General features: G+C 72.8%; 23 protein-coding genes. 16 read left to right on the top strand and 7 right to left on the bottom strand.

The window, feature by feature from the left end; all coding sequences use genetic code 11:
* The first annotated feature begins 15 nt into the window (after positions 1-15).
* From ACIBEA_RS13620 to ACIBEA_RS13605, 4 genes are all read left to right on the top strand, one after another.
* Positions 16-696, top strand: coding sequence for a response regulator (locus ACIBEA_RS13620; protein ID WP_399260304.1), 681 nt, complete (start codon positions 16-18; stop codon positions 694-696).
* A 7-nt stretch (positions 697-703) separates the two neighbouring features.
* Positions 704-2,149, top strand: coding sequence for an ATP-binding protein (locus ACIBEA_RS13615; RefSeq protein WP_399260302.1), 1,446 nt, complete (start codon positions 704-706; stop codon positions 2,147-2,149).
* On the top strand, positions 2,146-2,667 hold the full coding sequence (locus tag ACIBEA_RS13610) for a hypothetical protein (protein ID WP_399260300.1): 522 nt from the start codon (positions 2,146-2,148) through the stop codon (positions 2,665-2,667). The genes ACIBEA_RS13615 and ACIBEA_RS13610 overlap by 4 nt, the downstream gene beginning before the upstream one ends.
* Positions 2,668-2,747: 80 nt before the next feature.
* Complete coding sequence (locus ACIBEA_RS13605; protein WP_399260298.1) at positions 2,748-4,025, top strand: cytochrome P450; 1,278 nt, start codon at positions 2,748-2,750, stop codon at positions 4,023-4,025.
* Here ACIBEA_RS13605 and ACIBEA_RS13600 read toward each other — a convergent pair.
* Positions 3,985-4,710: a hypothetical protein gene (locus ACIBEA_RS13600; RefSeq protein WP_399260296.1), complete on the bottom strand. Its 726-nt coding sequence runs from the start codon at positions 4,708-4,710 to the stop codon at positions 3,985-3,987. The two genes, ACIBEA_RS13605 and ACIBEA_RS13600, sit on opposite strands and share 41 nt — an antisense overlap.
* Positions 4,711-4,839: 129 nt before the next feature.
* On the opposite strand from ACIBEA_RS13600, the gene ggt reads away from it, so the two are divergent.
* A complete protein-coding gene (gene ggt / locus ACIBEA_RS13595; RefSeq protein ID WP_399260294.1) occupies positions 4,840-6,648 on the top strand; it encodes a gamma-glutamyltransferase in 1,809 nt (602 codons plus the stop codon).
* 30 nt (positions 6,649-6,678) lie between these two features.
* Here ggt and map read toward each other — a convergent pair whose 3' ends face one another.
* A complete protein-coding gene (map, locus tag ACIBEA_RS13590) occupies positions 6,679-7,446 on the bottom strand; it encodes a type I methionyl aminopeptidase (protein ID WP_399260292.1) in 768 nt (255 codons plus the stop codon).
* 78 nt (positions 7,447-7,524) lie between these two features.
* Here map and ACIBEA_RS13585 point away from each other — a divergent pair, with 78 nt between their 5' ends.
* The 8 genes from ACIBEA_RS13585 (at position 7,525) to ACIBEA_RS13550 (ending at position 15,910) form a co-directional block, all read left to right on the top strand.
* Positions 7,525-7,776 carry a helix-turn-helix domain-containing protein gene (locus ACIBEA_RS13585; RefSeq protein ID WP_399260290.1) on the top strand — a complete coding sequence of 84 codons (252 nt, stop codon included), beginning with the start codon at positions 7,525-7,527 and terminating at the stop codon, positions 7,774-7,776.
* A 100-nt stretch (positions 7,777-7,876) separates the two neighbouring features.
* The gene (locus tag ACIBEA_RS13580) at positions 7,877-9,229 is read left to right on the top strand and encodes an alginate lyase family protein (protein ID WP_399260288.1); all 1,353 of its coding nucleotides are present in this window, start codon (positions 7,877-7,879) and stop codon (positions 9,227-9,229) included.
* 9 nt (positions 9,230-9,238) lie between these two features.
* Positions 9,239-9,619: a PPOX class F420-dependent oxidoreductase gene (locus ACIBEA_RS13575; RefSeq protein ID WP_399260286.1), complete on the top strand. Its 381-nt coding sequence runs from the start codon at positions 9,239-9,241 to the stop codon at positions 9,617-9,619.
* 45 nt (positions 9,620-9,664) lie between these two features.
* Positions 9,665-11,071 (top strand): UL36 very large tegument protein, encoded by a 1,407-nt coding sequence (locus tag ACIBEA_RS13570; protein WP_399260284.1) that lies wholly within the window; start codon positions 9,665-9,667, stop codon positions 11,069-11,071.
* 212 nt (positions 11,072-11,283) lie between these two features.
* Complete coding sequence (locus ACIBEA_RS13565) at positions 11,284-12,126, top strand: nitrilase-related carbon-nitrogen hydrolase (protein ID WP_399260282.1); 843 nt, start codon at positions 11,284-11,286, stop codon at positions 12,124-12,126.
* 38 nt (positions 12,127-12,164) lie between these two features.
* The gene (locus tag ACIBEA_RS13560) at positions 12,165-13,418 is read left to right on the top strand and encodes an aspartate aminotransferase family protein (protein WP_399260817.1); all 1,254 of its coding nucleotides are present in this window, start codon (positions 12,165-12,167) and stop codon (positions 13,416-13,418) included.
* Between the two features lie 49 nt (positions 13,419-13,467).
* Positions 13,468-14,868, top strand: a complete 1,401-nt coding sequence (gene hydA, locus ACIBEA_RS13555; protein ID WP_399260280.1) for a dihydropyrimidinase — start codon at positions 13,468-13,470, stop codon at positions 14,866-14,868.
* Positions 14,869-14,911: 43 nt separating this feature from the next.
* Positions 14,912-15,910: a TIGR03842 family LLM class F420-dependent oxidoreductase gene (locus ACIBEA_RS13550; protein ID WP_399260278.1), complete on the top strand. Its 999-nt coding sequence runs from the start codon at positions 14,912-14,914 to the stop codon at positions 15,908-15,910.
* A gap of 115 nt (positions 15,911-16,025) precedes the next feature.
* Here the strand turns inward: ACIBEA_RS13550 and ACIBEA_RS13545 are convergent, their stop codons facing one another.
* The 4 genes from ACIBEA_RS13545 to ACIBEA_RS13530 are packed head-to-tail and all read right to left on the bottom strand — an operon-like array spanning position 16,026 to position 19,691.
* Entirely contained in the window at positions 16,026-17,231 is a 1,206-nt protein-coding gene (locus tag ACIBEA_RS13545; protein ID WP_399260276.1) for an ABC transporter permease, read from the bottom strand.
* The gene (locus tag ACIBEA_RS13540) at positions 17,228-17,974 is read right to left on the bottom strand and encodes an ABC transporter ATP-binding protein (protein WP_399260274.1); all 747 of its coding nucleotides are present in this window, start codon (positions 17,972-17,974) and stop codon (positions 17,228-17,230) included. Before ACIBEA_RS13540 ends, ACIBEA_RS13545 begins: the two co-directional genes overlap by 4 nt.
* Positions 17,971-19,137 (bottom strand): peptidoglycan-binding protein, encoded by a 1,167-nt coding sequence (locus ACIBEA_RS13535; protein ID WP_399260272.1) that lies wholly within the window; start codon positions 19,135-19,137, stop codon positions 17,971-17,973. The genes ACIBEA_RS13540 and ACIBEA_RS13535 overlap by 4 nt, the downstream gene beginning before the upstream one ends.
* Positions 19,138-19,139: 2 nt before the next feature.
* Entirely contained in the window at positions 19,140-19,691 is a 552-nt protein-coding gene (locus ACIBEA_RS13530; RefSeq protein ID WP_399260270.1) for a hypothetical protein, read from the bottom strand.
* A gap of 170 nt (positions 19,692-19,861) precedes the next feature.
* On the opposite strand from ACIBEA_RS13530, the gene ACIBEA_RS13525 reads away from it, so the two are divergent.
* From ACIBEA_RS13525 to ACIBEA_RS13515, 3 genes are all read left to right on the top strand, one after another.
* Entirely contained in the window at positions 19,862-20,518 is a 657-nt protein-coding gene (locus ACIBEA_RS13525; protein WP_399260268.1) for a response regulator transcription factor, read from the top strand.
* Positions 20,515-21,756 carry a sensor histidine kinase gene (locus tag ACIBEA_RS13520; protein WP_399260266.1) on the top strand — a complete coding sequence of 414 codons (1,242 nt, stop codon included), beginning with the start codon at positions 20,515-20,517 and terminating at the stop codon, positions 21,754-21,756. The genes ACIBEA_RS13525 and ACIBEA_RS13520 overlap by 4 nt, the downstream gene beginning before the upstream one ends.
* Before the next feature lie 246 nt (positions 21,757-22,002).
* Positions 22,003-23,124 carry a hypothetical protein gene (locus ACIBEA_RS13515; RefSeq protein ID WP_399260264.1) on the top strand — a complete coding sequence of 374 codons (1,122 nt, stop codon included), beginning with the start codon at positions 22,003-22,005 and terminating at the stop codon, positions 23,122-23,124.
* Positions 23,125-23,139: 15 nt separating this feature from the next.
* Here the strand turns inward: ACIBEA_RS13515 and ACIBEA_RS13510 are convergent, their stop codons facing one another.
* The gene (locus ACIBEA_RS13510; protein WP_399260262.1) at positions 23,140-23,898 is read right to left on the bottom strand and encodes an SDR family NAD(P)-dependent oxidoreductase; all 759 of its coding nucleotides are present in this window, start codon (positions 23,896-23,898) and stop codon (positions 23,140-23,142) included.
* Positions 23,899-23,984: the final 86 nt, after the last annotated feature.

Here is a 23,984-nt window from a genome sequence, read left to right as displayed (position 1 = left end):
TGGGACACTGACCGCATGCCACGCGTACTGCTCATAGAGGACGACCCCTCCATCAGGGAAGGGGTCGCACTCGGCCTGCGCAGACGCGGCCACGAGGTCCATGCCGCCGAGACCGGTGAGGCGGGCCTCGCCCAGCTCGCCGGGTTCCGGCCCGAGCTCGTCCTGCTCGACCTGATGCTGCCCGGCATCAACGGCGTCCAGGTCTGCACCCGCATCCGCGAGACCAGCCAGGTCCCGGTCATCATGCTGACCGCGCGCGGCGACGACTTCGACATCGTCGTCGGACTGGAGGCGGGCGCCGACGACTACATCGTCAAGCCCGCCCGCACCGAGGTCATCGAGGCCCGGATCAAGGCCGTACTGCGCCGCCTCACCGCCCCGGCCGGCCGCCAGGGCACCGAGCACCACGGCGAGCTGACCATCGACCGGGCCGGACTGACCGTCGCGAAGAAGGGCGGCCACGTCGCCCTCGCCCCCAGCGAGATCAAGCTGCTGCTGCACCTGTCGGCCTCGCCCGAGCAGGTCTTCAGCCGCCAGCAGCTCCTCGAATACGTGTGGGAGCACAGCTACCACGCGGACGCCCGCCTCGTGGACGCCTGCGTCCGGCGCCTGCGCAACAAGATCGAGGACGTCCCCGGCAGTCCCCGCTACGTCCAGACCGTGCGCGGCTTCGGCTACCGCTTCGGCCCCCTGTAGGCCCCGCGTGCGACGGATCGCCCCCCTGGGCCTGCGCAGCCGGCTGATCGCCGCCTTCCTCCTCGTCGCGGCGATCAGCGCCGTGTCCACCGCGGCCCTCACCTACCGGCAGGCGCGCACCGCGATCCTCACCCAGAGCCAGGACACCGCCGTGGCCACGCTCCGCGACCAGCTGGAGAGCGCGGGGACGACGCTGCCGATCGACCGGACCGGCCTCCAGAGCCAGGTCACCGAGCTGGGCAAGCGCGGCAAGCCGCACGCCTGGACGGTCTACGGCGAGTACGGGTCCCTGCGGGTCTCCTCCGACCTCGGGGGACCGGTCACCTCGTCCCTGGTCAGCTCGAAGCTGCGCAACCAGATCAAGGTCAACCCGCACGCCGCCTTCCAGCGGGTCGAGACCGACGGCCGCGCCCACCTGGTCATCGGCGTACCCTCCGTCTTCACCCGACAGGGCCTCACCCAACCCACCGGCGCCGTCTTCTACGCCGTCATGCCGCTGCTCAACGAGGAGCAGACCGTCGCCCTGATGGTCGACGCCGCGCGCACCGGCGCCCTGCCCGGCCTCGCCGTCGCCCTCGTCCCCGCGCTCCTCGCCGCCCGCAGCGTGCTGCGGCCGGTCCGCAACCTGCGCACCGCCGCCCAGCGCATGGGCCGCGGCCGCCTCGACACCCGGATCGAGGTCCGGGGGGCCGACGAGCTGGCCGGGCTCGCCCAGACCTTCAACGAGACAGCCGGCGCCCTCGAACGCTCCGTCGAGGAGCTCCAACAGGCCGAGGCCCGCGCCCGAAGGTTCGCCGCCGACGTCTCGCACGAGCTGCGCACCCCGCTCGCCGGGATGCTCGCCGTCACCGAGGTCCTCGACGAGGACGCCGAGCGCCTCGACCCCGACACCGCGAAGGCGCTGCGGCTGATCAGCGCCGAGACCGGCAAGCTCGCCGTACTGGTCGAGGACCTGATGGAGATCTCCCGCTTCGACGCCCGCGCCGCCGGACTCAACCTCGACGACGTCGACCTCACCGAGGCGGTCGGCAAGACCCTGGAACGGCGGCACTGGGGCGCGGACGAGGTGGTCACCGACCTCCCGGAGGGCATCAGGGCCCGACTCGACCCGCGCCGCTTCGACGTGGTCCTCGCCAACCTGGTCGGCAACGCCCTGCGGCACGGCGGCGCCCCGGTACGGATCACCGCCCGCACCGGGGCGCACCCCGAGGGCGAGCGGCTCACCGTAGAAGTCGCCGACAGCGGCCCCGGGATCGCCCCCGAGGCGCTGCCCCACATCTTCGACCGGTTCTACAAGGCGGACGCGGCCCGTACCCGATCGGCGGGCAGCGGGCTCGGCCTCGCCATCACCCTGGAGAACGTCCGGTTGCACGGCGGCACGGTCAGGGCGGCCAACGGCGCGTCCGGCGGCGCCGTGTTCACCGTGGACATGCCGCTGGAGGCCCGGGCATGAGCCGCCGCAGCCGCGTGTGCGGCGCGCCGCCGGTCGCCCTCCTCCTGGTGGGCGCGGTCGCGCTGGCCGGTTGCGGGATCGAGCCGACGGCGGTCGTCGAGAGCGGCCGGGCCGCGAACGTCCTGCTCGCCGAGCCCCGGAGCGCGGACGTCCTCTACTTCGTGGCCCCCGACGGGCGGCTCGCGCCGACCGTCCAGCGCGACCCGCGCGTGCCCACCGGTGCGCTGCTCGGCCGCCTCCTGTCGGGCCCCGGTACCCAGGAGCGGGACGCCGGGCTCAGCACCGAGCTGCCGGCGCGGACCGACAAGATGGTCGGACCGGTGCGCGTCGACCACGGCAGCGCGAAGCAGGTGACCGTCCGGCTCCCCTACTTCCTCGACGCGGAGCTGTCCGACACCGCCAAGGACCAGCTGGTGTGCACCGCCGCCGTCTCGGTGGACGGGTCGGCCAGGACCGAGGTGGTGCTGGTGACCGAGGACGGGCCCACGAGTCCGCTCCACTGTCCGCTCGCGCGCTGACCGGGCGGCGCGCCGACGTCCGGCCCCGGAGCGGGCCCGCCCCCTTGCGGTGCGCCGCGCCCGGCCGTCACCGTGGCCCCATGGACCACGCCGCCGGTGCCCCCAGCGTCCCTGCCGTCCCCGACGTCTTCGACCCCCGGACGTACGCCGCGGGCATCCCGCACGCGCGCTACCGGATCCTGCGCGACCACCACCCCGTGGCCTGGCAGGCCGAGCCCGAGGTCCTGGGCTGGCCCGCCGGACCCGGCTTCTGGGCCGTCACCCGGCACGCCGACGTGGTGCGCGTGCTGCGCGACCACGCCGGGTACTCCTCCCACCTCGGGGCCACCCAGATCCGCGACCCCGCCCCCGCCGACCTGCCCTTCATCCGGCGCACCATGCTCAACCAGGACCCCCCGGACCACGGCCGGCTGCGCCGGATGCTCGCCCGCGCCTTCACCCCGGCCCGGGTCGACGCCTTCGAGGGCCGGGTCCGCGAGCGCGCCCGCGGCCTGCTGGCCGCCGCCCGCGACGCGGCCGTGGACGGCTCGGTCGAGGTGGTGGGCGCGATCACCGACGAGTACGCCCTGCTCGGCCTCGCCGACCTGATGGGGGTCCCGGCCGCCGACCGGGGGCTGCTGCTGGAATGGACCGTACGGATCATCGGCTACCAGGACCCCGAGGACGCGCCCCCGCCACGGCTCGGCCCGGACGGGGTGCCCCTCGACCCCCGCTCGCCCGCGCTGCTCGGCGAGATGTTCGACTACGCGCGCGAGCTGGCCGCGGTCAAGCGGGCCCGTCCCGCGGACGACCTCATGAGCGTGCTGGCCCGCGCCGAACTGGCCGAAGGGGAACTGGAGATGTTCTTCTTCCTGCTCACCGTCGCCGGAAACGACACCGTACGCTCGGCCGCCCCCGGCGGACTGCTCGCCCTGGCCCGCGCCCCCGATGCCGGCCGACAACTCACCGCCGGACTGGTCCCGGTGGACCGGGCCGTGGACGAACTCCTGCGCGTCCACCCGCCGGTGCTCAGCTTCCGGCGCACCGCCACCCGGGACGTGGTGCTGGCCGGCCGGCGGATCCGGGCCGGGGACAAGGTGGTCGTCTTCCACGCCGCGGCCAACCACGACGAACGGGTCTTCGTCGACCCGGGCCGCACCGACCTCGGCCGCTCGCCCAACCCGCACGTCTCCTTCGGTGACGGGCCGCACGTCTGCCTGGGCGCGCACTTCGCCCGGCTTCAGCTCCGCGTGCTCCACGAGGAATGGCGCGCGGCGCTGCCGCCGCCCGAACTCACCGGCGAGCCGAAGCGGTTGGTGTCCAACTTCATCAACGGGATCACGCGGTTGCCGCTTCGGGTGTCCGGGCGCTGCGGGTGACGTCCGCCATCAGTTCCGCCACGTCCGGCCCGTAGGCGTCGGAGTTGATCACCTTCACCACGACGCAGAAGGAGTCCGTACCGTAGGTGCGCGCGAGGCGCTGGTGGTGGCGGGCCAGGTAGCGGGCCCCCGCCTGGTTGCTCATGGCGGTCTGCCCGGAGATGAGGAAGACGGGGCGGGCGCCCCGCCCGTTCGTCAGCCGGGCCAGGAGCACGTGCTCCACCGCGCCCTTCTCCCAGCGGTAGACCTCGCCGCCGACGCGGATGGCGCCGCGGTCCGGCCCGGGCTCGCTGGTGAGGTCCACCCGTACGCCCGGCAGCATCGAGGCGAGGTGGGCGGTGGTCCGTACGTTGGAGATCGGCCCGCCGACGCAGAACTCGGCCCGTTCGCCGAACCCTTGGCGCACCCCGTCGTGCGAGACGATCTGCACGTTCGCCCCGCAGTCCTTGATCAGCGCCGATATCTCCAGCAGCGCGAAGGCGTCGTTGCGGTGCACCGAGCCCTCGCTCCCGCCCATCTGACGGTTCACCACGAACAGGCAGTCCGAGCCCGGCGGCAACCCGAAGAAGGCCTGCTTGCGGCGCAGCGCCCGGCGCCAGAGGTACGTACGGGAGAACCAGCCGAAACCGCCGCTGACGGCGGTCGCCACCACCCCGAGCACGATGTTGCGTACGTCGTCGTTCATGCGGCGGATCGTAGGGGGTGACCTCGCCGTCGTGCCAGGCGCGGGCGCCGGGGCGGGAATCCGGGCCTTCCTGACGCGGCGCCGGCCGGCCGTTAGGCTCGCGGGCACATTGCCTTAAGTGGAGGTTCGATGCGCCGTCCCACCGCACGCGCGTTACCCCTGTTCGCCCTCACCGCGGCCCTCGCGGCGACCGCCGCCGCCCCGCCCGCGGCCGCTGCCGCCGACGCGACCGCGCCGCCCAAGACCCCGGTCGCCGTCGGCTACGGCGGAGCCGTGGCCAGTGTCGACGCCGACGCCTCGGCGGCCGGGATCGCCGTCCTTCGCGCGGGCGGGAACGCGGTGGACGCCGCCGTCGCGACCGCCGCGGCCCTCGGGGTCACCGAGCCGTACTCCGCGGGCGTCGGCGGCGGCGGGTACTTCGTCTACTACGACGCGAAGTCCCGCCGGGTGCACACCATCGACGGTCGCGAGACCGCCCCCGCCTCGGCCACCGCCACCCTCTTCCAGGAGAACGGCGTACCGATCCCCTTCGAGCAGGGCCAGACCAGCGGCCGTGGCGTCGGCGTCCCCGGCACCCCCGACACCTGGGACACCGCCCTCGCCGCCTGGGGCAGCCGCCCGCTCGGCCAACTCCTGCGCCCCGCCGAGAAGCTGGCCCGCGACGGCTTCACGGTGGACGCCACCTTCCGGGCCCAGACCGAGCTGAACCAGGACCGGTTCAAGGACTTCCCGGACACGAAGAAGCTCTTCCTGCCCGGGGGAGCCCTCCCCGTGGTCGGCTCCACCTTCAAGAACCCCGACCTGGCGGCCACCTACGCCGAGATCGCCCGCAAGGGCACCGGCGTCCTCTACCGGGGCCCGATCGCCGACGACATCGTCGCCGCCGTCCGCAAGCCCCCGGTCGACCCGGCCGCCACCCGGATCGTCCGCTCCGGCGACCTCACCGCCCGTGACCTGCGCAACTACGACACCAAGCGGCAGGCCCCGACCCGGGTGGACTACCGGGGCCTGGACGTCTACAGCATGGCGCCCTCGTCCTCCGGCGGCACCACTGTCGGCGAGGCCCTGAACATCCTGGAGCGCAGCGACCTCGGGAAGCTCTCCGAGGCCCAGTACCTGCACCGGTTCATCGAGGCCTCCCGGGTCTCCTTCGCCGACCGCGGGCGATGGGTGGGCGACCCCGCCGCCGAGGACGTCCCGACCCGAGCGCTGCTCTCCCAGGAGTTCGCCGACTCGCGGGCCTGCCTCATCTCGCCCGACAAGGCGCTGACCAGTCCGCTCGCGCCGGGGGATCCGCGCCACCCGGCCCCCTGCGCCACCACCGGGAAGGCCGCCCCGACCACCTACGAGGGGGAGAACACCACCCACCTGACGGTCGCCGACCGCTGGGGCAACGTGGTCTCCTACACCCTCACCATCGAATCCACCGGCGGCAGCGGCATCACCGTTCCCGGCCGCGGCTTCCTGCTGAACAACGAGCTGACCGACTTCTCCTTCGCCCCGGCCGCCGCGGGCGTCCCGGACCCGAACCTGCCCGGCCCGGGCAAGCGGCCGCGCTCCTCGATGTCCCCGACGATCGTCCTGAAGGACGGGCGGCCGGTCCTGGCCGTGGGGTCCCCGGGCGGCGCCACCATCATCACCACCGTGCTCCAGACCCTCGTCGGGACCCTGGACCGCGGGCTCCCGCTGGTCGACGCGATCGCCGCGCCGCGCGCCAGCCAGCGCAACCAGACCACCACCGAGCTGGAGCCCGGGCTGTGGAACAGCCCGGTGCGCGGCCAGTTGGAGGCCCTGGGGCAGGGGTTCCGGCAGAACCCGGAGATCGGCGCCGCCACCGGCGTCCAGCGGCTCCCGGACGGCCGCTGGCTCGCGGCCGCCGAGACCACCCGGCGCGGCGGCGGCGCCGCGATGGTCGTCAGCCCGTACGGGCGCCCGTAGGGGTACGGGGCGGCGCGGGGCCGGCGGGTCCTATGGGACGGTGAGGATCCGCGGGCCGGCGGCGGTGATCGCGACGGTGTGCTCCGCGTGCGCCGCCCGGCTGCCGTCGACGGTCCGCAGGGTCCACCCGTCCCCGTCGGTCAGGTAGTCGTCCGTACCGCCGGCGATCAGCATCGGCTCGATCGCGAGGACCATGCCGGGGCGCAGCTTCATGCCGCGCCCCGGCGGGCCCTCGTTGGGCACGCCCGGATCCTCGTGCATCGCGCGGCCGATGCCGTGGCCGCCGAAGCCGTCGGGGATGCCGTACCCCGCCGCGCGGCCGATGCTGCCGATCGCGTGGGCGATGTCGCCGATGCGGTTCCCGGGGACGGCCGCCGCTGTCCCCGCGGCCAGGGCCCGCTCCGCCGTCGCGATCAGGGCGAGGTCGGCCGGCCGGGCCCGGCCGACGGTGAAGCTGACCGCCGCGTCGCCGGCCCAGCCGTCCAGGGTCGCCCCGCAGTCGATGCTGACCAGGTCGCCGTCGCGCAGCCGGTAGTCGTCGGGGATGCCGTGCACGATCGCGTCGTTGACCGAGGCGCACACGACCGCGGGGAAGGGGACGGGCGCGAACCGCGGCCGGTACCCGAGGAAGGGCGAGCCCGCGCCCGCCTCGCGCAACACCTCCCGGGCCACCGCGTCCAGTTCCCGCAGGGACACACCGACGTCGGCGGCCGCGCGCACGGCGCCCAGGGCGCGGCCGACCACGCGGCCGGCCGCGCGCATCGCATTGATCGATTCTTCCGTCTTGAGTTCCACCATGCCCATTACTATACCGGTATTTCTATACCGGGATACTCGTAACGGTATAGAAATGGGGTGGCGGGGTAGCATGGACGCATGGTCCGCACCCCCCTCACCCCCGAAGAGCGCGAGCGCGGCGAGCGCCTGGGCGCCCTGTTGCGCGAGTCGCGCGGCAGCCGCAGCATGGTCGAGGTCGCCGCGGCCGCCGGGCTCTCCGCCGAGACCCTGCGCAAGATCGAGACCGGCCGGGCCCCCACGCCCGCCTTCTTCACCGTCGCCGCCCTCGCCGGCGCCCTCGGCCTCTCGATGGACGACCTGATGCGGCGCTGCGCCTTCGTCCCCGCCTGACGGTCCTTCGCCCGGCCCGCCGTGACGTCTTCGTCCGCCGAACGGCCCAATCGGCGGTGGGAGGAGCCGGGCGCGGGGCAAGCGTGAAGGCGTGTCAGCCATGAACGCATCCAAGCGACTCGGTCTCGGTCTCGTCGGAGCCCTGCTGGCGAGCGGACTGCTGCTCGCCGCCTGCGCCGCACCCGACGGCCAGGCCCATGCCAAGAAGCCGGGCGACGTGGTCTTCCGCCACCCCGGCGTCGTCGTCAGCCACACCCAGCTCCAACACGCGAAGAAGATGGTCGCGGAGGGGAAGGAGCCCTGGCGCACGGCCCACCAGGACCTGCTGCGGAGCAAGTACGCCTCGCTCTCCTACACCGCCCACCCGGCCGACGTGGTGCCCTGCCCCTTCAACTCGGGTCCGCAGTCCTGCCTGGACGAACGCCAGGACGCCATCGCCGCCTACACCCACGCGCTGCTGTGGTCGGTGACGGGGCGGACCGCACACGTCCGCAAGGCCGTCGAGATCATGGACGCTTGGTCCGCGCGGATGAAGCGGCACGAGAAGGACAACGGCGGGCTGCAGGCCGCCTGGTCCGGCTCCACCTGGGCGCGGGCCGCCGAGATCGTCCACGCGGACTACCCGAACTGGGAGAAGTCGCAGGTCGACCGGTTCAAGGAGATGCTGCGCACGGCCTATCTGCCCGCGGTGCGGGCCCAGGTGCCGACGTACAACGGCAACTGGGAACTGGCGATGACGGACGCCTCCTTGTCCATCGCCGTCTTCCTGGAGGACCAGGCCGTCTTCAAGGAGTCGCTGGAACGATTCCGCACGCGGGTGCCGGCGTACTTCTACCTCCGCAAGGACGGTCCGCACCCGATCGCTCCCGCGCACACCGCCATCGACTCCCCGGACAAGGTGAAGGCGTACTGGTTCGACCAGGGCACCTACGTCGACGGCGTCGCGCAGGAGACCTGCCGCAACCTCATGCACGTCGGCTACTCCCTGGCCGCGTCCGCGCACATCGCCGAGACCGCCTGGTACCAGGGCGTCGACCTCTACGGGGAGGAGGGCGACCGGATCAAGGCCGCGCTGGAGTTCCACGCGAAGTACCAGCTGGGCGAGGAGCCCCCGCAGTGGCTCTGCGGCGGCAAGGTCGAGCGGACCATGGGCCCGGACCTGGAGGTGGCCCTGCACCACTACGCGACACGGACCGGCGCGGACCTCCCGTACACCCGCCGCCTGGTCGAGGCGATGCGACCGGCCGGGACCGACGACCTGTTCGTCGCCTGGGAGACCCTGACCCACGGCGAGGCGCCCGTGGCGGGCCGGGGGCCGGTCGTGGACGCACGGGGCGAGGACGGCGGCGCGGAGGACGGCGTGGAGGGCGGCGCGGTCGACCCGTCGGTCGACGGTCCGGCGAGCAGGGCTTCGAGCGCGGCTCCGAGCAGGGCTCCAGAGGGGACCGCCTAGTCTCGGGCCATGACTCTTGAGGAGCTGGCCCGGTCCCGGTACGTCAGTCTCACCACCTACCGCAAGGACGGGACGCCGGTGGCGACGCCGGTGTGGTTCGTGGTCGACGGCGGCGAGGTGTACATCTGGACGAAGAGCGACACGTGGAAGGTCAAGCGGATCCGCAACAACGGGCGGGTCTCCGTCGTCGCCTGCGACGTGCGCGGGCGCTCCCCGCAGGGCGCGACCGCGCTGGAGGGGGAGGCCCGGCTGCTCGACGACGCGACCCTGAACCGGGTGCGCAAGCTGCTGGCCAAGAAGTACACCTGGCAGTACTGGGCGGTGGACCTGCCCGCGCTGCTCGCCCGGGGCGGGAAGCGTCCCCAGACCGGGATCGCCGTCAAGGTTTGAGATTCCCGTAGCCCGCCCGTAACACGGGTGGGTTCCAATGCGGGGATGGATACGGTGAGTTCGACCGCGATCACACAACTGGCCGCACAATTACGGGTGTTGACGGGATCCCTGGATCCCGGGGCGGGTTGGTACGGGGAGTTCCTGCGGCGGGACCCGGACGGGATGCGGGCCTGTCTCGACGGGGACGCGATACCGCCGTGGGACGTCGTGGAATCGCTGCTCCAGGACCTGGTGGAGCTGACGGGTGCGCGGTACGCGGCCGAACGGGCCGGCCACGCGGCCCGGTTGCGGGCCGCCGCCGTCCAGGCCCATGACCGGCAGCCCGGCGGCGAGGCGGAACTGCACGTGCTGCTCGCGGCCGCCGGTGCGCAGCGCGGGATCTCAGAGGCCGCCGTACACGACCTGACCGTGCGGCTGTCCGGCGCGGTCGACCCGGCGGCCGCCGCCGGGCTGGCCCGGGAGCTGTCCTGGACCCGGGACGACCTCGCCCGCGCCGCCTCCCGCTGCGCGGACCTCACCGACCGGCTTGCCGCCCTGACGCCCCCGCTCCCGGCCGTCCCGCGCCAACGGCCGCCGGTGGGCCGGCCCGAGGCGGAGCCGGCGGCGGCTCCCGCGGCCGGGTCCGGGGCCGCCGCGCCGGCCCCGGGCGGGCGCGGCAAGGCCCGCAGGCCCCGCAGGAGCGGCGGGGCGCGGTTCGCCGGAGCGGCGCCGCAGGACGATGCGGCGGCGGCCCTCGCGGCCCCGCCCGGGCTGGCGGACGCCCCGGACGCCCCCCACCCCGCGGCCCCCAGCGGGGCCCGCTTCGGCTACCCGGCTGCCGGGGGGCTGCCGGGTACGCAGGGGGCGGGCCGGCCGGGTACGGAGGCCGGCGCGCCCGGCGGCGCGGGGGCGCCGGAGGCGGGGCGCGGCGGAGCGGAAACGGGGGCGGGGACGCCCGTACTCGTGGCCGAGCTGATCGAGCTGCGGGGGCGGGGACGGACCGGGGAGGCGCACGCACTGTTGTGCGAGGCCGCCCGGTGGGACGCGGCGTTGCTGGCCGGGCTGGCCCGGGAGCTGGAGCGGGCCGGGCTCGGCGCCGACTGGGCCACGCTGCTGTGGGAGGCGGCCTCGCTGCCACCCGAGCGGCTGGCCGCCCTCGCCGCCGCCCTGAGCGACGCCGGCCGCACCGCCGACTGCGAGCGGCTGCTGCGCCAGGGCGCGGCCCGCCCGGCCCCGGAGATCGCCGAAGCGGCCCTCGCGCTCGGCGCGGCCGGCCGGTCCCGCGAGGCCGACGCCCTGCTGACGGCGTTCGTCCGGGTGCGCACCGCGGAGGAGGCGGCCGCCCTCGCGCGTCGGGACCCGCGCTGGTTCGCGCCGCGGCTGCTGGCGGCGGCCCGCGGGCTGGCCGGATCCGCCCACCGGGATCTCGTCCACGCCTTCCGGGTGGCCAAAATCGCCCCCACCGGCTGAGCCCCCGGCGCCCGTCCCTCCCGGCCCTCCCGCCTCCCTGTCCGACTTGCGGCCCTGGCTGAACACAATCGACCGCGGCGCGACCTATGTTGATCGTCTCGGCCAACCGTGCGCGGTGGTCTTGCCCCGGAGTGTGACGAGGCTTACTTTCGACTCCCTACGCACACCGTCTACGTGCGTAGAGGCCGGCGTCCCGTCGCAAGGAGCAGCTCATGGCCCACCTCGTCCGCGCCGCGCTGGTCCAGGCCACCTGGACCGGCGACACCGAGTCGATGATCGCCAAACACGAGGAGCACGCGCGCAGGGCCGCCGCCCAGGGCGCGCGGATCATCGGGTTCCAGGAAGTCTTCAACGCCCCGTACTTCTGCCAGGTGCAGGAGCCCGAGCACTACCGCTGGGCGGAAGCCGTACCCGACGGCCCGACCGTCCGCCGGATGCAGGAGCTCGCCCGCGAGACCGGCATGGTCATCGTCGTGCCGGTCTTCGAGCTGGAGAGCGAAGGCTTCTACTACAACACCGCGGCCGTCATCGACGCCGACGGCAGCTACCTCGGCAAGTACCGCAAGCACCACATCCCGCAGGTCAAGGGATTCTGGGAGAAGTACTACTTCCGTCCGGGAAACCTCGGCTGGCCCGTCTTCGACACGGCCGTCGGCAAGGTCGGCGTCTACATCTGCTACGACCGCCACTTCCCGGAGGGGTGGCGCGCCCTCGGCCTGGCCGGCGCCCAGCTCGTCTACAACCCCTCGGCCACCTCCCGGGGCCTGTCCGGCCACCTCTGGCAGCTGGAACAGCCCGCTTCCGCCGTCGCCAACGAGTACTTCGTCGCCGCCATCAACCGCGTCGGCCAGGAGGAGTACGGCGACAACGACTTCTACGGCACCAGCTACTTCGTCGACCCGCGCGGTCAGTTCGTCGGAGACGTCGCCAGCGACAAGGAGGAGGAACTCCTGGTCCGCGACCTCGACTTCGACCTGATCAAGGAGGTCCGCGACCAGTGGGCCTTCTACCGCGACCGCCGCCCCGACGCCTACGGAGGGCTCGTACAGCCGTGACCGACCCGATCCCGCTCCACACCCGTCACCAGGCCGTCATGCCCGACTGGCTGGCCCTGTACTACGACCGCCCCATCGAGCTCACCCACGGCGAGGGCCGCCACGTCTGGGACGCCGACGGCAACCGCTACCTGGACTTCTTCGGCGGCATCCTCACCACCATGACCGCCCACGCCCTCCCCGAGGTCACCAAGGCCGTCGCCGACCAGGCGGGGCGGATCATCCACTCCTCCACCCTGTACCTGAACCGGCCGATGGTCGAACTCGCCGAGCGGGTCGCGGCCCTGTCCGGCATCCCCGACGCCCGGGTCTTCTTCACCACCTCCGGCACCGAGGCCAACGACACCGCCCTGCTGCTGGCGACGACGTACCGCCGCTCCAACCAGGTCCTGGCGATGCGCAACAGCTACCACGGCCGGTCCTTCGCCACCGTCTCCATCACCGGCAACCGCAGCTGGTCCCCGACCAGCCTCTCGCCGCTCCAGACGTACTACGTCCACGGCGCGGTGCGCCACCGCGGGCCCTTCGCCGCGCTGTCCGACGCCGATTTCACCGATGCCGCCCTCGCGGACCTGGAGGACGTGCTCGGCCAGGCGCGCGGCCAGGTGGCCGCCCTGATCGCCGAACCGGTGCAGGGCGTGGGCGGGTTCACCTCCCCGCCCGACGGGCTCTACGGCGCCTTCCGCGAGGTCCTCGACCGGCACGGCATCCTCTGGATCAGCGACGAGGTACAGACCGGCTGGGGCCGTACCGGCGAGCACTTCTGGGGCTGGCAGGCCCACGCCCAGAACGGTCCGCCGGACATCCTGACCTTCGCCAAGGGCATCGGCAACGGCATGTCCATCGGCGGCGTCGTCGCCCGCGGCGAGATCATGAACTGCCTGGACTCCAACTCCATCTCCACCTTCGGCGGGTCCCCGGTCACCATGGCCGCGGGCCTGGCCAATCTCGGCTACCTCCTCGAACACGACCTCCAGGGCAACGCCCGCCGGGTCGGCGGCCTGCTGCTGGAACGGCTGCGCGCCGTCACCGCCGGCGTGCCCGCCGTACGGGAGGTGCGCGGCCGGGGGCTGATGGCGGGCATCGAACTGACCCGACCCGGTACCGACCAGGCCGACCCGGAGGCGGCCGCGGCCGTCCTGGAGGCCGCCCGCGCCGGAGGGCTGCTCCTGGGCAAGGGCGGCGGCTACAACACCAGCGTGCTGCGCATCGCACCACCGCTGTCCCTCACGGTCGCCGAGGCGGAAGAGGGCGCGGAGATCCTCGCCCAGGCCCTGCGCACCCTCGACTGACCCCGCCAGGCACGGAGACCGCCCGCAACTACAGACGGGGGAGGGCCACATGCCCCACCGCACCCTGATCACCGGTGGCCTGGTCGTCACGGCCGCCGACGAGCTGCACGCCGACGTCCTGATCGAGGACGGCCGGATCGCCGCGCTCGCCGCGCACGGCTCGGCGGCCGCCGCCGCGTGGACGGCCGACCGGACGATCGACGCGAGCGGGAAGTACGTCATCCCCGGCGGCGTCGACGTCCACACCCACATGGAGCTGCCCTTCGGCGGCACCGCCGCCTCCGACACCTTCGAGACGGGCACCCGGGCCGCCGCCTGGGGCGGCACCACCACCATCGTGGACTTCGCCGTCCAGAGCGTGGGCCGGTCCCTGCGCGAGGGACTGGACACCTGGTACGCGAAGGCCGACGGCAACTGCGCCGTCGACTACGCCTTCCACATGATCCTCTCCGACGTCAACGAGGGCACCCTCAAGGAGATGGACCTCCTCGTCGAGGAGGGCATCACCTCCTTCAAGCTGTTCATGGCCTACCCGGGCGTCTTCTACAGCGATGACGGGCGGATCCTGCGTGCCATGCAGCGCTCCGCGCACAACGGCGGGCTGATCATGATGCACGCCGAGAACGGCATCGCGATCGATGTCCTGGTCGAACAGGCCCTGGCCCGCGGCGAGACCGACCCCCGTCACCACGGCGAGGTCCGCAAGGTGCTCCTCGAAGCCGAGGCCACGCACCGCGCGATCGCCCTCGCACGGGTCGCCGGCTCCCCGCTGTACGTCGTGCACGTCTCGGCCGAAGAGGCGGTCGCGGAGCTGGCGGCGGCCCGGGACAAGGGCCTGCCGGTCTTCGGCGAAACCTGCCCGCAGTACCTCTTCCTGTCCACAGACAACCTTGAAGAGCCCGACTTCCAGGGCGCCAAGTACGTCTGCTCCACACCGCTGCGCCCCCGCGAGCACCAGGCGGCGCTGTGGCGGGGGCTGCGGACCAACGACCTCCAGGTGGTCTCCACGGACCACTGCCCCTTCTGCTTCCGCGGCCAGAAGGAGTTGGGCCGCGGGGACTTCTCCAAGATCCCGAACGGGCTGCCGGGGGTGGAGAACCGCATGGACCTGCTCCACCAGGCCGTCCTGGACGGGCACATCAGCCGCCGGCGCTGGATCGAGATCGCGTGTGCGACCCCGGCCCGGATGTTCGGCCTCTACCCCAAGAAGGGCACCATCGCGCCGGGCTCCGACGCCGACGTCGTCCTCTACGATCCGCACGCCGAGCAGGTCATCTCCGCCGAGACGCACCACATGAACGTGGACTACTCGGCGTACGAGGGCAGGCGGATCACCGGACGCGTCGACACGGTCCTCTCGCGCGGCGAACTCGTCGTCGACCGGCGCGAGTACACCGGCCGGGCCGGCCACGGGGCCTTCGTACCGCGTTCCACCTGCCAGTACCTGTAAGGCCAGTACCTGTAAGGCCAGTACCTGTAAGGAGAGTCCCCGCATGGACTTCGGCCTCGTACTCCAGACCGACCCGCCCGCCTCCCAGGTCGTCAGCCTCATGAAGCGCGCCGAGCGCAACGGCTTCCGCTACGGCTGGACCTTCGACTCCGCCGTCCTGTGGCAGGAACCGTTCGTCATCTACAGCCAGATCCTGGCCAACACCCAGCGGATGCACGTCGGCCCGATGGTCACCAACCCGGGCACGCGCACCTGGGAGGTCACCGCTTCCACCTTCGCCACGCTCAACGACATGTACGGCAACCGCACCGTCTGCGGCATCGGCCGCGGCGACTCCGCCATGCGCGTCGCGGGCCGCGCCCCGAACACCCTGGCCCGCCTCGGCGATGCCATGGACGTCATCCGGGACCTGGCGGAGGGCCGAGAGGCGCAGGTCGACGGCAATCCGATCCGCATCCCCTGGATCACGGACGGGAAGCTGCCGATCTGGATGGCGGCGTACGGGCCGAAGGCCCTGGCCCTGGCCGGGCAGAAGGCGGACGGCTTCATCCTCCAGCTCGCGGACCCCTTCCTCACCGAGTGGATGATCAAGGCGGTCCGCCAGGCCGCCGTGGAGGCGGGCCGCGACCCCGCCTCCCTCACCATCTGCGTGGCGGCGCCCGCCTACGTGGGCGAGGACCTGGCCCACGCCCGCGACCAGTGCCGTTGGTTCGGCGGTATGGTCGGCAACCACGTCGCCGACCTGGTCTCCCGCTACGGCGAGCACTCCGGCCTGGTGCCGGAGGCGCTCACCGAGTACATCAAGTCCCGCCAGGGCTACGACTACAGCCACCACGGCCGCGCCGGGAACCCCTCCACCGACTTCGTCCCCGACGAGATCATCGACCGCTTCTGCCTCCTGGGCCCGGCCGAGGCGCACATCGACAAGCTCCGCGCCCTGCGCGACCTGGGCGTCGACCAGTTCGCCCTCTACGCCATGCACGACGCCCGCGAGGCCGTGATCGACGCGTACGGCTCCGACATCATCCCGTCGTTCAGCTGATCCTCGACAGCGGCGCGGGGCCGGCCGGGGAGTGTTCCACCGCGCCGCGATCGCTGAACGGGTGGTTGAAGTGGGCGATGTCGACGAAGTGGGCGCCGCCCGAGACATTCCGTCGTCACGCCGAGCGCAGCGCGTCGGTGGGGGATGCCTTGGAGGCCCGCAACGCGGGGTGGATTCCCGCGAGCGCGGCCACCACGACCGATACCGCTGGGCCGGCGAGCAGGGTGGAGAGGGGGATGGCCACCGGCCAGCCCTGGACCAGTGCGTAGGCGTACACGGTCAGGCTGCCGAGGAGCAGCCCGCCCATTCCGCCGATGAAGCCCATCAGCACGGCCTCCAGGAGGAACTGCGCGGCGATCTGGCCGCTCCGGGCTCCGAGGGCGCGGCGCAGCCCGATCTCGCCGCGGCGTTCCATCACACCGACGATCATCGTGTTGGCGATGCCGACTCCGCCCACCAGGAGTGCCACTGCGGCCAGGGCGAGGACGAGACCGGTGAGGGTGTCCTCCGTCTCGGCGCGGGCCGCGAGGAGGTCGGAGGGCCGGCTGACCGCGACCATGGTCGGGTTGCCGGGGTTGGCGCTGGCCGCGGCCACGTTCTGGACCTGCGGGACGCGTTCGGAGTACGAGCGCAGGTAGATGGTCGCGGCGCTTCCGTCGGCTCCCAGGTGGGCGACGGCCTGCGGCCAGCCGACCAGTGCCGCGGTGCTCAGCTCGGGTGCGAGTCCGTTCGGGTTCAGGATTCCGGTGACCTTGTACCACTGTCCGCCCAGCCACACCCGTTCGCCCGGTCCGGTCACGCCGAGGCGCTGCGCGCTCTGGTCGCCGAGGACGGTCACCGGCAGGTTCTCGCTCGCGGCGTCGAGCCACTGCCCGCTGCGCAGGGTGGAGTGCAGCACGTCGAGGAGGTCGAGCCGGGCGGCCAGCACGGTGATGCTGCCGGTCTGCTCCTTGGGCACGAGGTCGTTGCGGTACACGTTCGCCTTGGTGGCCCCGGTCGCGGTGTTCCGCTGCACGGGCGCGATGGCCGAGAGCATCTTCTCGGCGGTGAGCGGGAGCGGCACCGGCTGCTGGTCGGGACCCTTGCCGGGGGCGACGGTGATCAGGTTGGAGCCGAGTTCGTCCAGTCGTGCGAGCAGGTGTTGCTGGTTGGAGTGGGAGATCCCGGTGACCGCGACGACGGCGGCGATGCCCAGCGAGATGCCGAGAGCGGACAGCGCGGTCCGCATCGTGCGGGTGCGCGGCCCGATCATGCCCAGGTGCAGCAGGTCCATGGGGCGCAGCCGGGTGCGGCGCGGGCGCCCCCACCGCCCGGTCCTCATCGGCCCGCTCCGGTGGGCTGCGGGAGGCGTTCGTCGGACTCGACGTGGCCGTCCTGGAGGGCGACCCGACGGGGGAAGGAGGCGGCCAGTTCGCGGTCGTGGGTGATGACCACGACCGTGGTGCCGTCTGCGTTCAGGGCGCGCAGCAGTTCGACGACGGCGGTGCCGGAGACGCTGTCCAGCGCGCCCGTGGGCTCGTCGGCGAGCAGCAGTGCGGGGCGGCCGATCAGCGCGCGGGCGATCGCGACGCGCTGCTTCTCGCCGCCCGAGAGCTGGTCGGGGCGGTGCTCCAGCCGGTGCCCGAGGCCCACCGAGCGCAGCGCCTCGACGGCCCGCGCGCGCCGCTCGGAGACCGGCGCCCCGCTGTACAGCAGTCCGGTGGCGACGTTCTCGACGGTGGTGAGTCCCGACAGGAGGAAGAACTGCTGGAACACGAAGCCGATCCGGTGGGCCCGCAGTGCGGCGAGGTCCGGGTCGGTCAGAGCGGCCAGGTCGCGGCCCTCGAAGCGGAGCCGGCCCGCGGTGGGCCGGTCGAGCGAGCCGAGCAGTGCGAGGAGGGTGGACTTGCCGGAGCCGGACGGGCCGACCACGGCGAGGAGTTCACCGGCCTCGACGGTGAGGTCGATGCCGTGCAGGATGCGCAGCGCGGGCGTGCCCGGATATTCCTTGACGATGCCGGACAGCTCCAGGACGGGGACGGGGGCGGGGGCGGGGGCGGTGTTCGGCCGCGTGGGAGAGGTCACTTGGGGATCACCACCTGCGCGCCGGGCTTCACGTCGCCGGTGACCTGCGCCTTGGCGTCGGCGATCAGACCCAGCTGGACCTTCACCAACCGCGGGGCGGCGCCGTCGGCGCCGTCGGCGCGCTCCGCGATCCGCACGCCGTAGCCGCCGCCGTCCAGCGCGAGCAGGGCGGTGACCGGGACGATGAGCGCGTTGTCCGCGGTGTCGCCCACCACGTTGACGGTCACCGCGGACGGCCCCGCCCGCTGAGCCCGTTCCTGGCCGTCCAGCACGATGGTCACCGTGGTCTTGGCGGCCGAGCCGTCCCCGGCGCCGCCCGACTTGTCCTCCGCGCCGTTTCCGGAGCCGCGGACCAGGGAACGGATCTTCCCCTCGACAGTGGTCCCGTCGGCCAGCTTGGCCCGGACCGGCCCGTCCGGCTTGAACCGCGAGATCTGGTTCTCGGCGGGCTGCACGGTGACCACCAGGTCGGTGCGGGTGACGGTCATGGCCGAGGAGCCGCTCACGGCCGAGCCGAGCTGCGCGGAGACCTGCTGCACGCGCACGGACTCCTGGGCCAGCATGACAATGCTGCCCAGCGGCACCGTACCGGTCTCCTTGAGCCTCAACGCCTTCTGCCAGCGCTTCACGGCGGTGGCGGTGTCCGGCGTGAATTTCTGGTCGGCGCTCAGGCCCAGCCCCTTGGTGTGGCCGAGCTTGATCAGATTGCGCTTGAGCTGCTCTATGTCGGGGCCGTTGGGAACGTCGGGGCCCAGGTCGCGCCACATCGGGCGGCCTCCGGTCATCAGTACCACCGGTTGCCCGTCGGCCTCGTAGAGCTTCTCGCCGGCCTTGACGACGGCGCCGACGGAGGGCAGCCCCGTGAGGGTGCCCTTGCCGGCCGGGACGATCGGGGTGGGCGCGTCGTACACGAGCGCGCCGGTGAGCTGGATGCTGCTGGACAGCGAACCCCGCTCCACCGCGACGAGGTCGTACGGGACCGCCGACCGCTTGTCGGATCCGCTGTCGTGGTCCCACGGGCGCGTGACAGCCGCCGCCCCGGCCCCGGCCACCACGGCGACCACCAGCAGCGGCACGACGATCCTGCCGCGCTTCCTCCTACGAACGCACCCGCGCCCCTGCTCGTCTTCGGCGGGCGCGGCGAGCTCCGTGTCAGGAGTCACGTTCACTCGCCGATCCGGTAGCCGGGCAGCGGGAACTGCGCGTCGCAGGCCTTCGACGCGGCATCCCACTTGGCCTCGTTGAACACGGCGCGCGGGATGACGACGACCGGCTCCTCGGCATCCGGGTCCGGCATGTCGGGGTAGCCGTTCTTCCGTGCGCACGCGACCCACTTGCGGGCCATCTCGACGAACTTCGCGTTGTCGGCCTTCTGGATCTGGTGGATGCCGGGCACCTTCTCGTCGCACAGCCGGCCGGCCGTGTCGTACCCGGACAGCATGCCGGAGTCGGTGCCGGCGGCCGGGAAGCCGATGTTGCCGTCCTTGTCCTGCTGCACGCTCGTCTGGCCCTGCTTGTGCATGCAGTCGACCCAGGCCTTCCGGACCGCGTTGTCGTCCTGCGCTTTGCCCTTGCCCTTGCCCGCGCCCTCGGCCCCGGCGACCTGGGGCGCCGCCGCCTGCGAAGAGCAGCCGGTCAGGGCCAGCACCGCCACTGCCGCGCCGACGGCCACCACGCCTCGTACGGCCCGACCTCGTGTCGTGGATTCGTTTCGCATGTCCCACACTCCCCTGTGCGTGCTCGATGACCTCCCCAGGTCTACGGGCCGCGCGGTGAGCCACCTGTGATCGCGTGCCTAACCGCTGGCTCACACGCGGGCGGGCAGGCTGGTCCCCGGCGCCGCGACGGGTGGAACAGCGGCGGCACGACCGAGTGGAGTGGGACGCGATGCGGGTGCTGATCGTCGAGGACGAACGGGAACTGGCCGAGATGCTCGCCGAAGGGCTCCGGGGCGAGGGCATGCTCTGCGACATCACCCACGACGGCCTGGAAGCGCTCCAGCGGGCCGGCGCGGCCGACTACGACGTCATCATCCTGGACCGGGACCTCCCCGGACTGGGCGGAGACGCCGTGTGCCGGACACTCGCCGGCATGGGACATCCGGCCAGGATCCTGATGCTCACCGCCGCGGACACGCTCTCCGACCTCCTCGAAGGCCTCGGCCACGGCGCCGACGACTACATGACCAAACCCTTCTCCTACCTCGAACTCGTCGCCCGACTCCGTACCCTCGCCCGCCGCACCGCCGGGGTCAGCGCCCCGGTCGTGCTGAGCCGTCGCGGAGTCAGCCTGGATACCGTGCGCAGGGTCGCGGAACGTGACGGCCGACCGCTGAAACTGACCCCGAAGGAACTGGGGGTCCTGGAACTGCTGCTGGCCGCGGACGGCGCCCCCGTCGCCACCGAGGAACTGCGCGACCGCCTGTGGGACCCGGCGCTCGACCCAGCCACCACGGCCGTCCGGGTCACCGTGCACGCACTGCGCCGCAAGATCGGCGACCCGCCTCTGATCGTCCACGACGCGGGCTACGGATACCGGCTGTGAGCCGCTCCCCGATCCGGCCCCGCCGACGGCCACGCACCGTGTCCCGGCTCGTCCCCGACCGACTGAACCCCGACCGACTGACGCTGCGCGGCCGCCTGACGCTGGTCACCACAGCGGTCTTCGCCGTACTCGGCTGCGGGGTCCTGGCACTGAATTGGCTCAGCTCACGCCAGCTCATCCAGGCCAACCGCGGCCTCGTCACACCGGCGGCCGACACCATGGAGCCCCCGGCTCCCGTACCGGGCCTCACCGAAGACCCGGGCTTCGATGCCGCCCTCACGACCCCTGCGGCCTTCGAGCACTTCCAGGACACCATCCTGGACGATCTGTTGATCCGATCCGTGCTGCTGCTCACCGTCTTCACCGCACTCGCCGCCCTGCTGGCATGGTGGGCGAGCCGCCGCGCACTGCACCGGCTCCACCAAGTGACCGCGGCCGCACGCCGGATCAGCGCCGAGAGCAGCCTGGACGAACGGCTCGCGCTCGACGGTCCGTACGACGAGATCCGCGAACTCGGCGATACCTTCGACGCCATGCTCGACCGCCTCGACCGCAGCTTCACCTCCCAACGCCGCTTCACCGCCCACGCATCACACGAACTGCGCACCCCCCTGACCGTGCAGCGCACCGCCCTGGAAATCCCCCTCGCCCAAGGACGGGTCCCGGACGACCTGCGCCCCGCCGTCCAGCGCGCGCTGGACGCGGGCGTCCGGACCGAACGCCTGCTCTCGGCCCTGCTCACCTTGGCGCGCGGAGAAGCCGCGGTGTCAACACCCCATCCGGTGGACCTGGCGGACGCGGCCCGGGCCGCGATCCACGACCTGGCCGACGAAGCCCGCACGGCCGGCATCCACGTCACACGCGAAACCGCCACCGCGCCGGTCCAGGGCGACCCCGCGCTGCTCCGGCAGGTCGCCCTGAACCTGCTGGCCAACGCGGTACGCCACAACCACCCGGGCGGCACAGCCGTGATCACGACCGGTACCGCCGGCGACGCGGCATTCCTCCTGGTCACCAACACCGGCCCCGTCCTGACAGCGGAAGAGGTCCCCGCCCTGTTCGAACCGTTCCACCAGGGCCGGGAGCGTGCCGGCGGGTTCGGGCTCGGGCTCGCCGTGGTCCGGGCGATCACCACCACCCACCGCGGCAGGGTCGAGGCCACTCCACGAGCCGAGGGGGGCCTCACCGTGCGGGTCGTCCTGCCCGCCCGGACCGGCGGCGCAGCCTCGACGGGATGATCCGCCACGCCACGACGATCTCGTACGGCACCTCCGGCACGTCCGGTCCCTGCCGCGGTCGGGCTGGTCCTCGATCATCCCGGCCCTCGCTTGATGACCCCCAAGTCATGTGTTCTGGCGCTTTCTTGACACACAGTCACAGATATCGGAGTGAAGTCACCGGAATAAGTCGGACTTGGTCGGCGGATACATGGCGACATCAGACTTCGTACCCGTATGCCGAGGACGACGGTGATGGAGAAGTAAATGATCAGGAACATCGGCCGCACCCTGCGTGCGGCCGCGGTGACGGCCGTCGCCGGCGTCGCGCTGGCCGCCGCGCCGGCGAACGCCGCGGCGCCGGTCTGGGAGACATTGTCCCGGCCGTTGCCCGAGCAGGGCGCCGCGTACATCCTCCCGTTCGATGACGAGAACGCCGTCGGGAAGACCCGGCGGCCCATGTGCGGTAGCTGCAGGTTGTCGGAAAGGCTGTACCAGAAGACCGGGAACAGCTGGAAGGAGCTGACGCCGCCGGCCGACGCGGGCATCGATGCCCTGGCCGGCACGGCCGCCGACGACGTCTGGGCCATCGGCCGCAAGGACACGAGCACCGGTGTCTTCCGGGTGAACCACTACGACGGGACCTCGTGGTCGGGGAACCTCAACCCGGACACCCAGAAGCTCGAACTCCTGGCGGCCAAGGCCGTCAGCCGCAACAGCCTGTGGGCCGTCGGCGACTCCCGGGCGAACGGGTCCCCGGCGGTGACGCACTGGAACGGGGCCTCCTGGAGCACCACCACCTTCGACCGGATCCAGGGTGTCCTCGACGGCGTCGACGTACGGGCGGAGAACGACATCTGGGCCGTCGGTTTCCGCAGCGCGGGCGGCCTGGCCAACGACCGCTTCCAGGGCCTCGCCCTCCACTACGACGGCACCCGGTGGACCGAGGTGCCGGTGCCGGCGACGGCCAAGGTCAGCACCCTGCTGGACTCGGTCAGGAGCAACGGGCCCGACGACGTCTGGGTGACGGGGCACATCCTCGACGAGAAGGGCCTTGGCACGCCGCGCACCGGGGCGTACGTCCTGCACTGGGACGGCGCGACCTGGACCCGCCGTGACGTCCCGGGAGCCGACTTCGCCAACTCCGCGGCCGTGTACGACGGCCGGGTCCACCTCGGCGTCTCCGGTGGGAGCGGTCCGAAGCTGGTCCGCTGGACCGGCTCCGCGTGGGAGGCCGTGGGCGGCGTCCAGGCGGGCCTCGACGGGGTGTCGACGCTGGCCACCACGCCCGATGGCGCGCTCTACCTGGCCGGGTTCAGTGGCTTCGACACCATCTTCGGCGGTCGTGAGTACTACCTCCAGCGCCTCGGCGCACCGAGCGTGCGCTGACCCCGTGCGGCCGCCTCAGGCGGAGGAGCCGCTGTCCACGACCAGGTCGGTGCCGACGACGGCGCCGGCCGCGGGCGAGGCCAGGTAGAGCACGGCGGCCGCGATCTCCTCGGCCTCGGCGATCCGGCCGAGCGGGTTCTGCGTCTTGACCCGCTCGGCGCGGTCGGCGACGCTCTCGCCGGCGCGCAGGGACATCGGGCCGGCCGAGGCGCCCGGGCTGACGGCGTTGATGCGGATCCCCTCGCCGATGTGGTCGAGGGCCGCGGCGCGGGTGAGGGTGGTGACGGCCGCCTTGGAGGTGAGGTAGGCGGCGGCGTTCGGGATGCGCTGGTGGGTGCCGAGGTTGGACGAGACGTTGACGATCGCGCCGCCGCCGCTGGTGCGCATGTGGGCGATCTGGTGCTTCATCGCCAGCCAGACGCCGGTGACGTTGGTGTGCAGGACGGCCGCCCAGTCCTCCTCGGTGATGTCGGCCGTCGGGACGGTCCCACGGAATATCCCCGCGTTGTTGACGGCGATGTCGAGGCCGCCGAAGAGGGCGACGGCGCGTTCGACGAGGGCGCGGACCTGGTCGGAGTCGGTGACGTCGGCGGTGACGGCCTCCGCGGTGCCGCCGGCGGCCCGGACCAGGGCGACGGTCTCCTCCAGGGTGGCCGCGGTGCGTCCGGCGGTGACCACGCGGGCCCCTTCGGCCGCGAAGGCGAGGGCGATGGCGCGGCCGAGACCGGTGCCCGCGCCGGTGACCAGGACGCTCTTGTCGGTGAAGCGGCTCATGGGGCTCTCCTTCGTGGGATCCATGGGGATTCCTGAGGGATCCATATTGGATCGATCGGTTCAATATGAGGGCAGCAAAAGGGCGC

Source organism: Streptomyces sp. NPDC051555 (genome assembly GCF_044454405.1).
Taxonomy (GTDB): Bacteria; Actinomycetota; Actinomycetes; order Streptomycetales; family Streptomycetaceae; genus Streptomyces.
The sequence above is the reverse complement of the archived record's forward strand: the minus strand, read 5'-3'. Positions and strand labels throughout refer to the sequence as shown.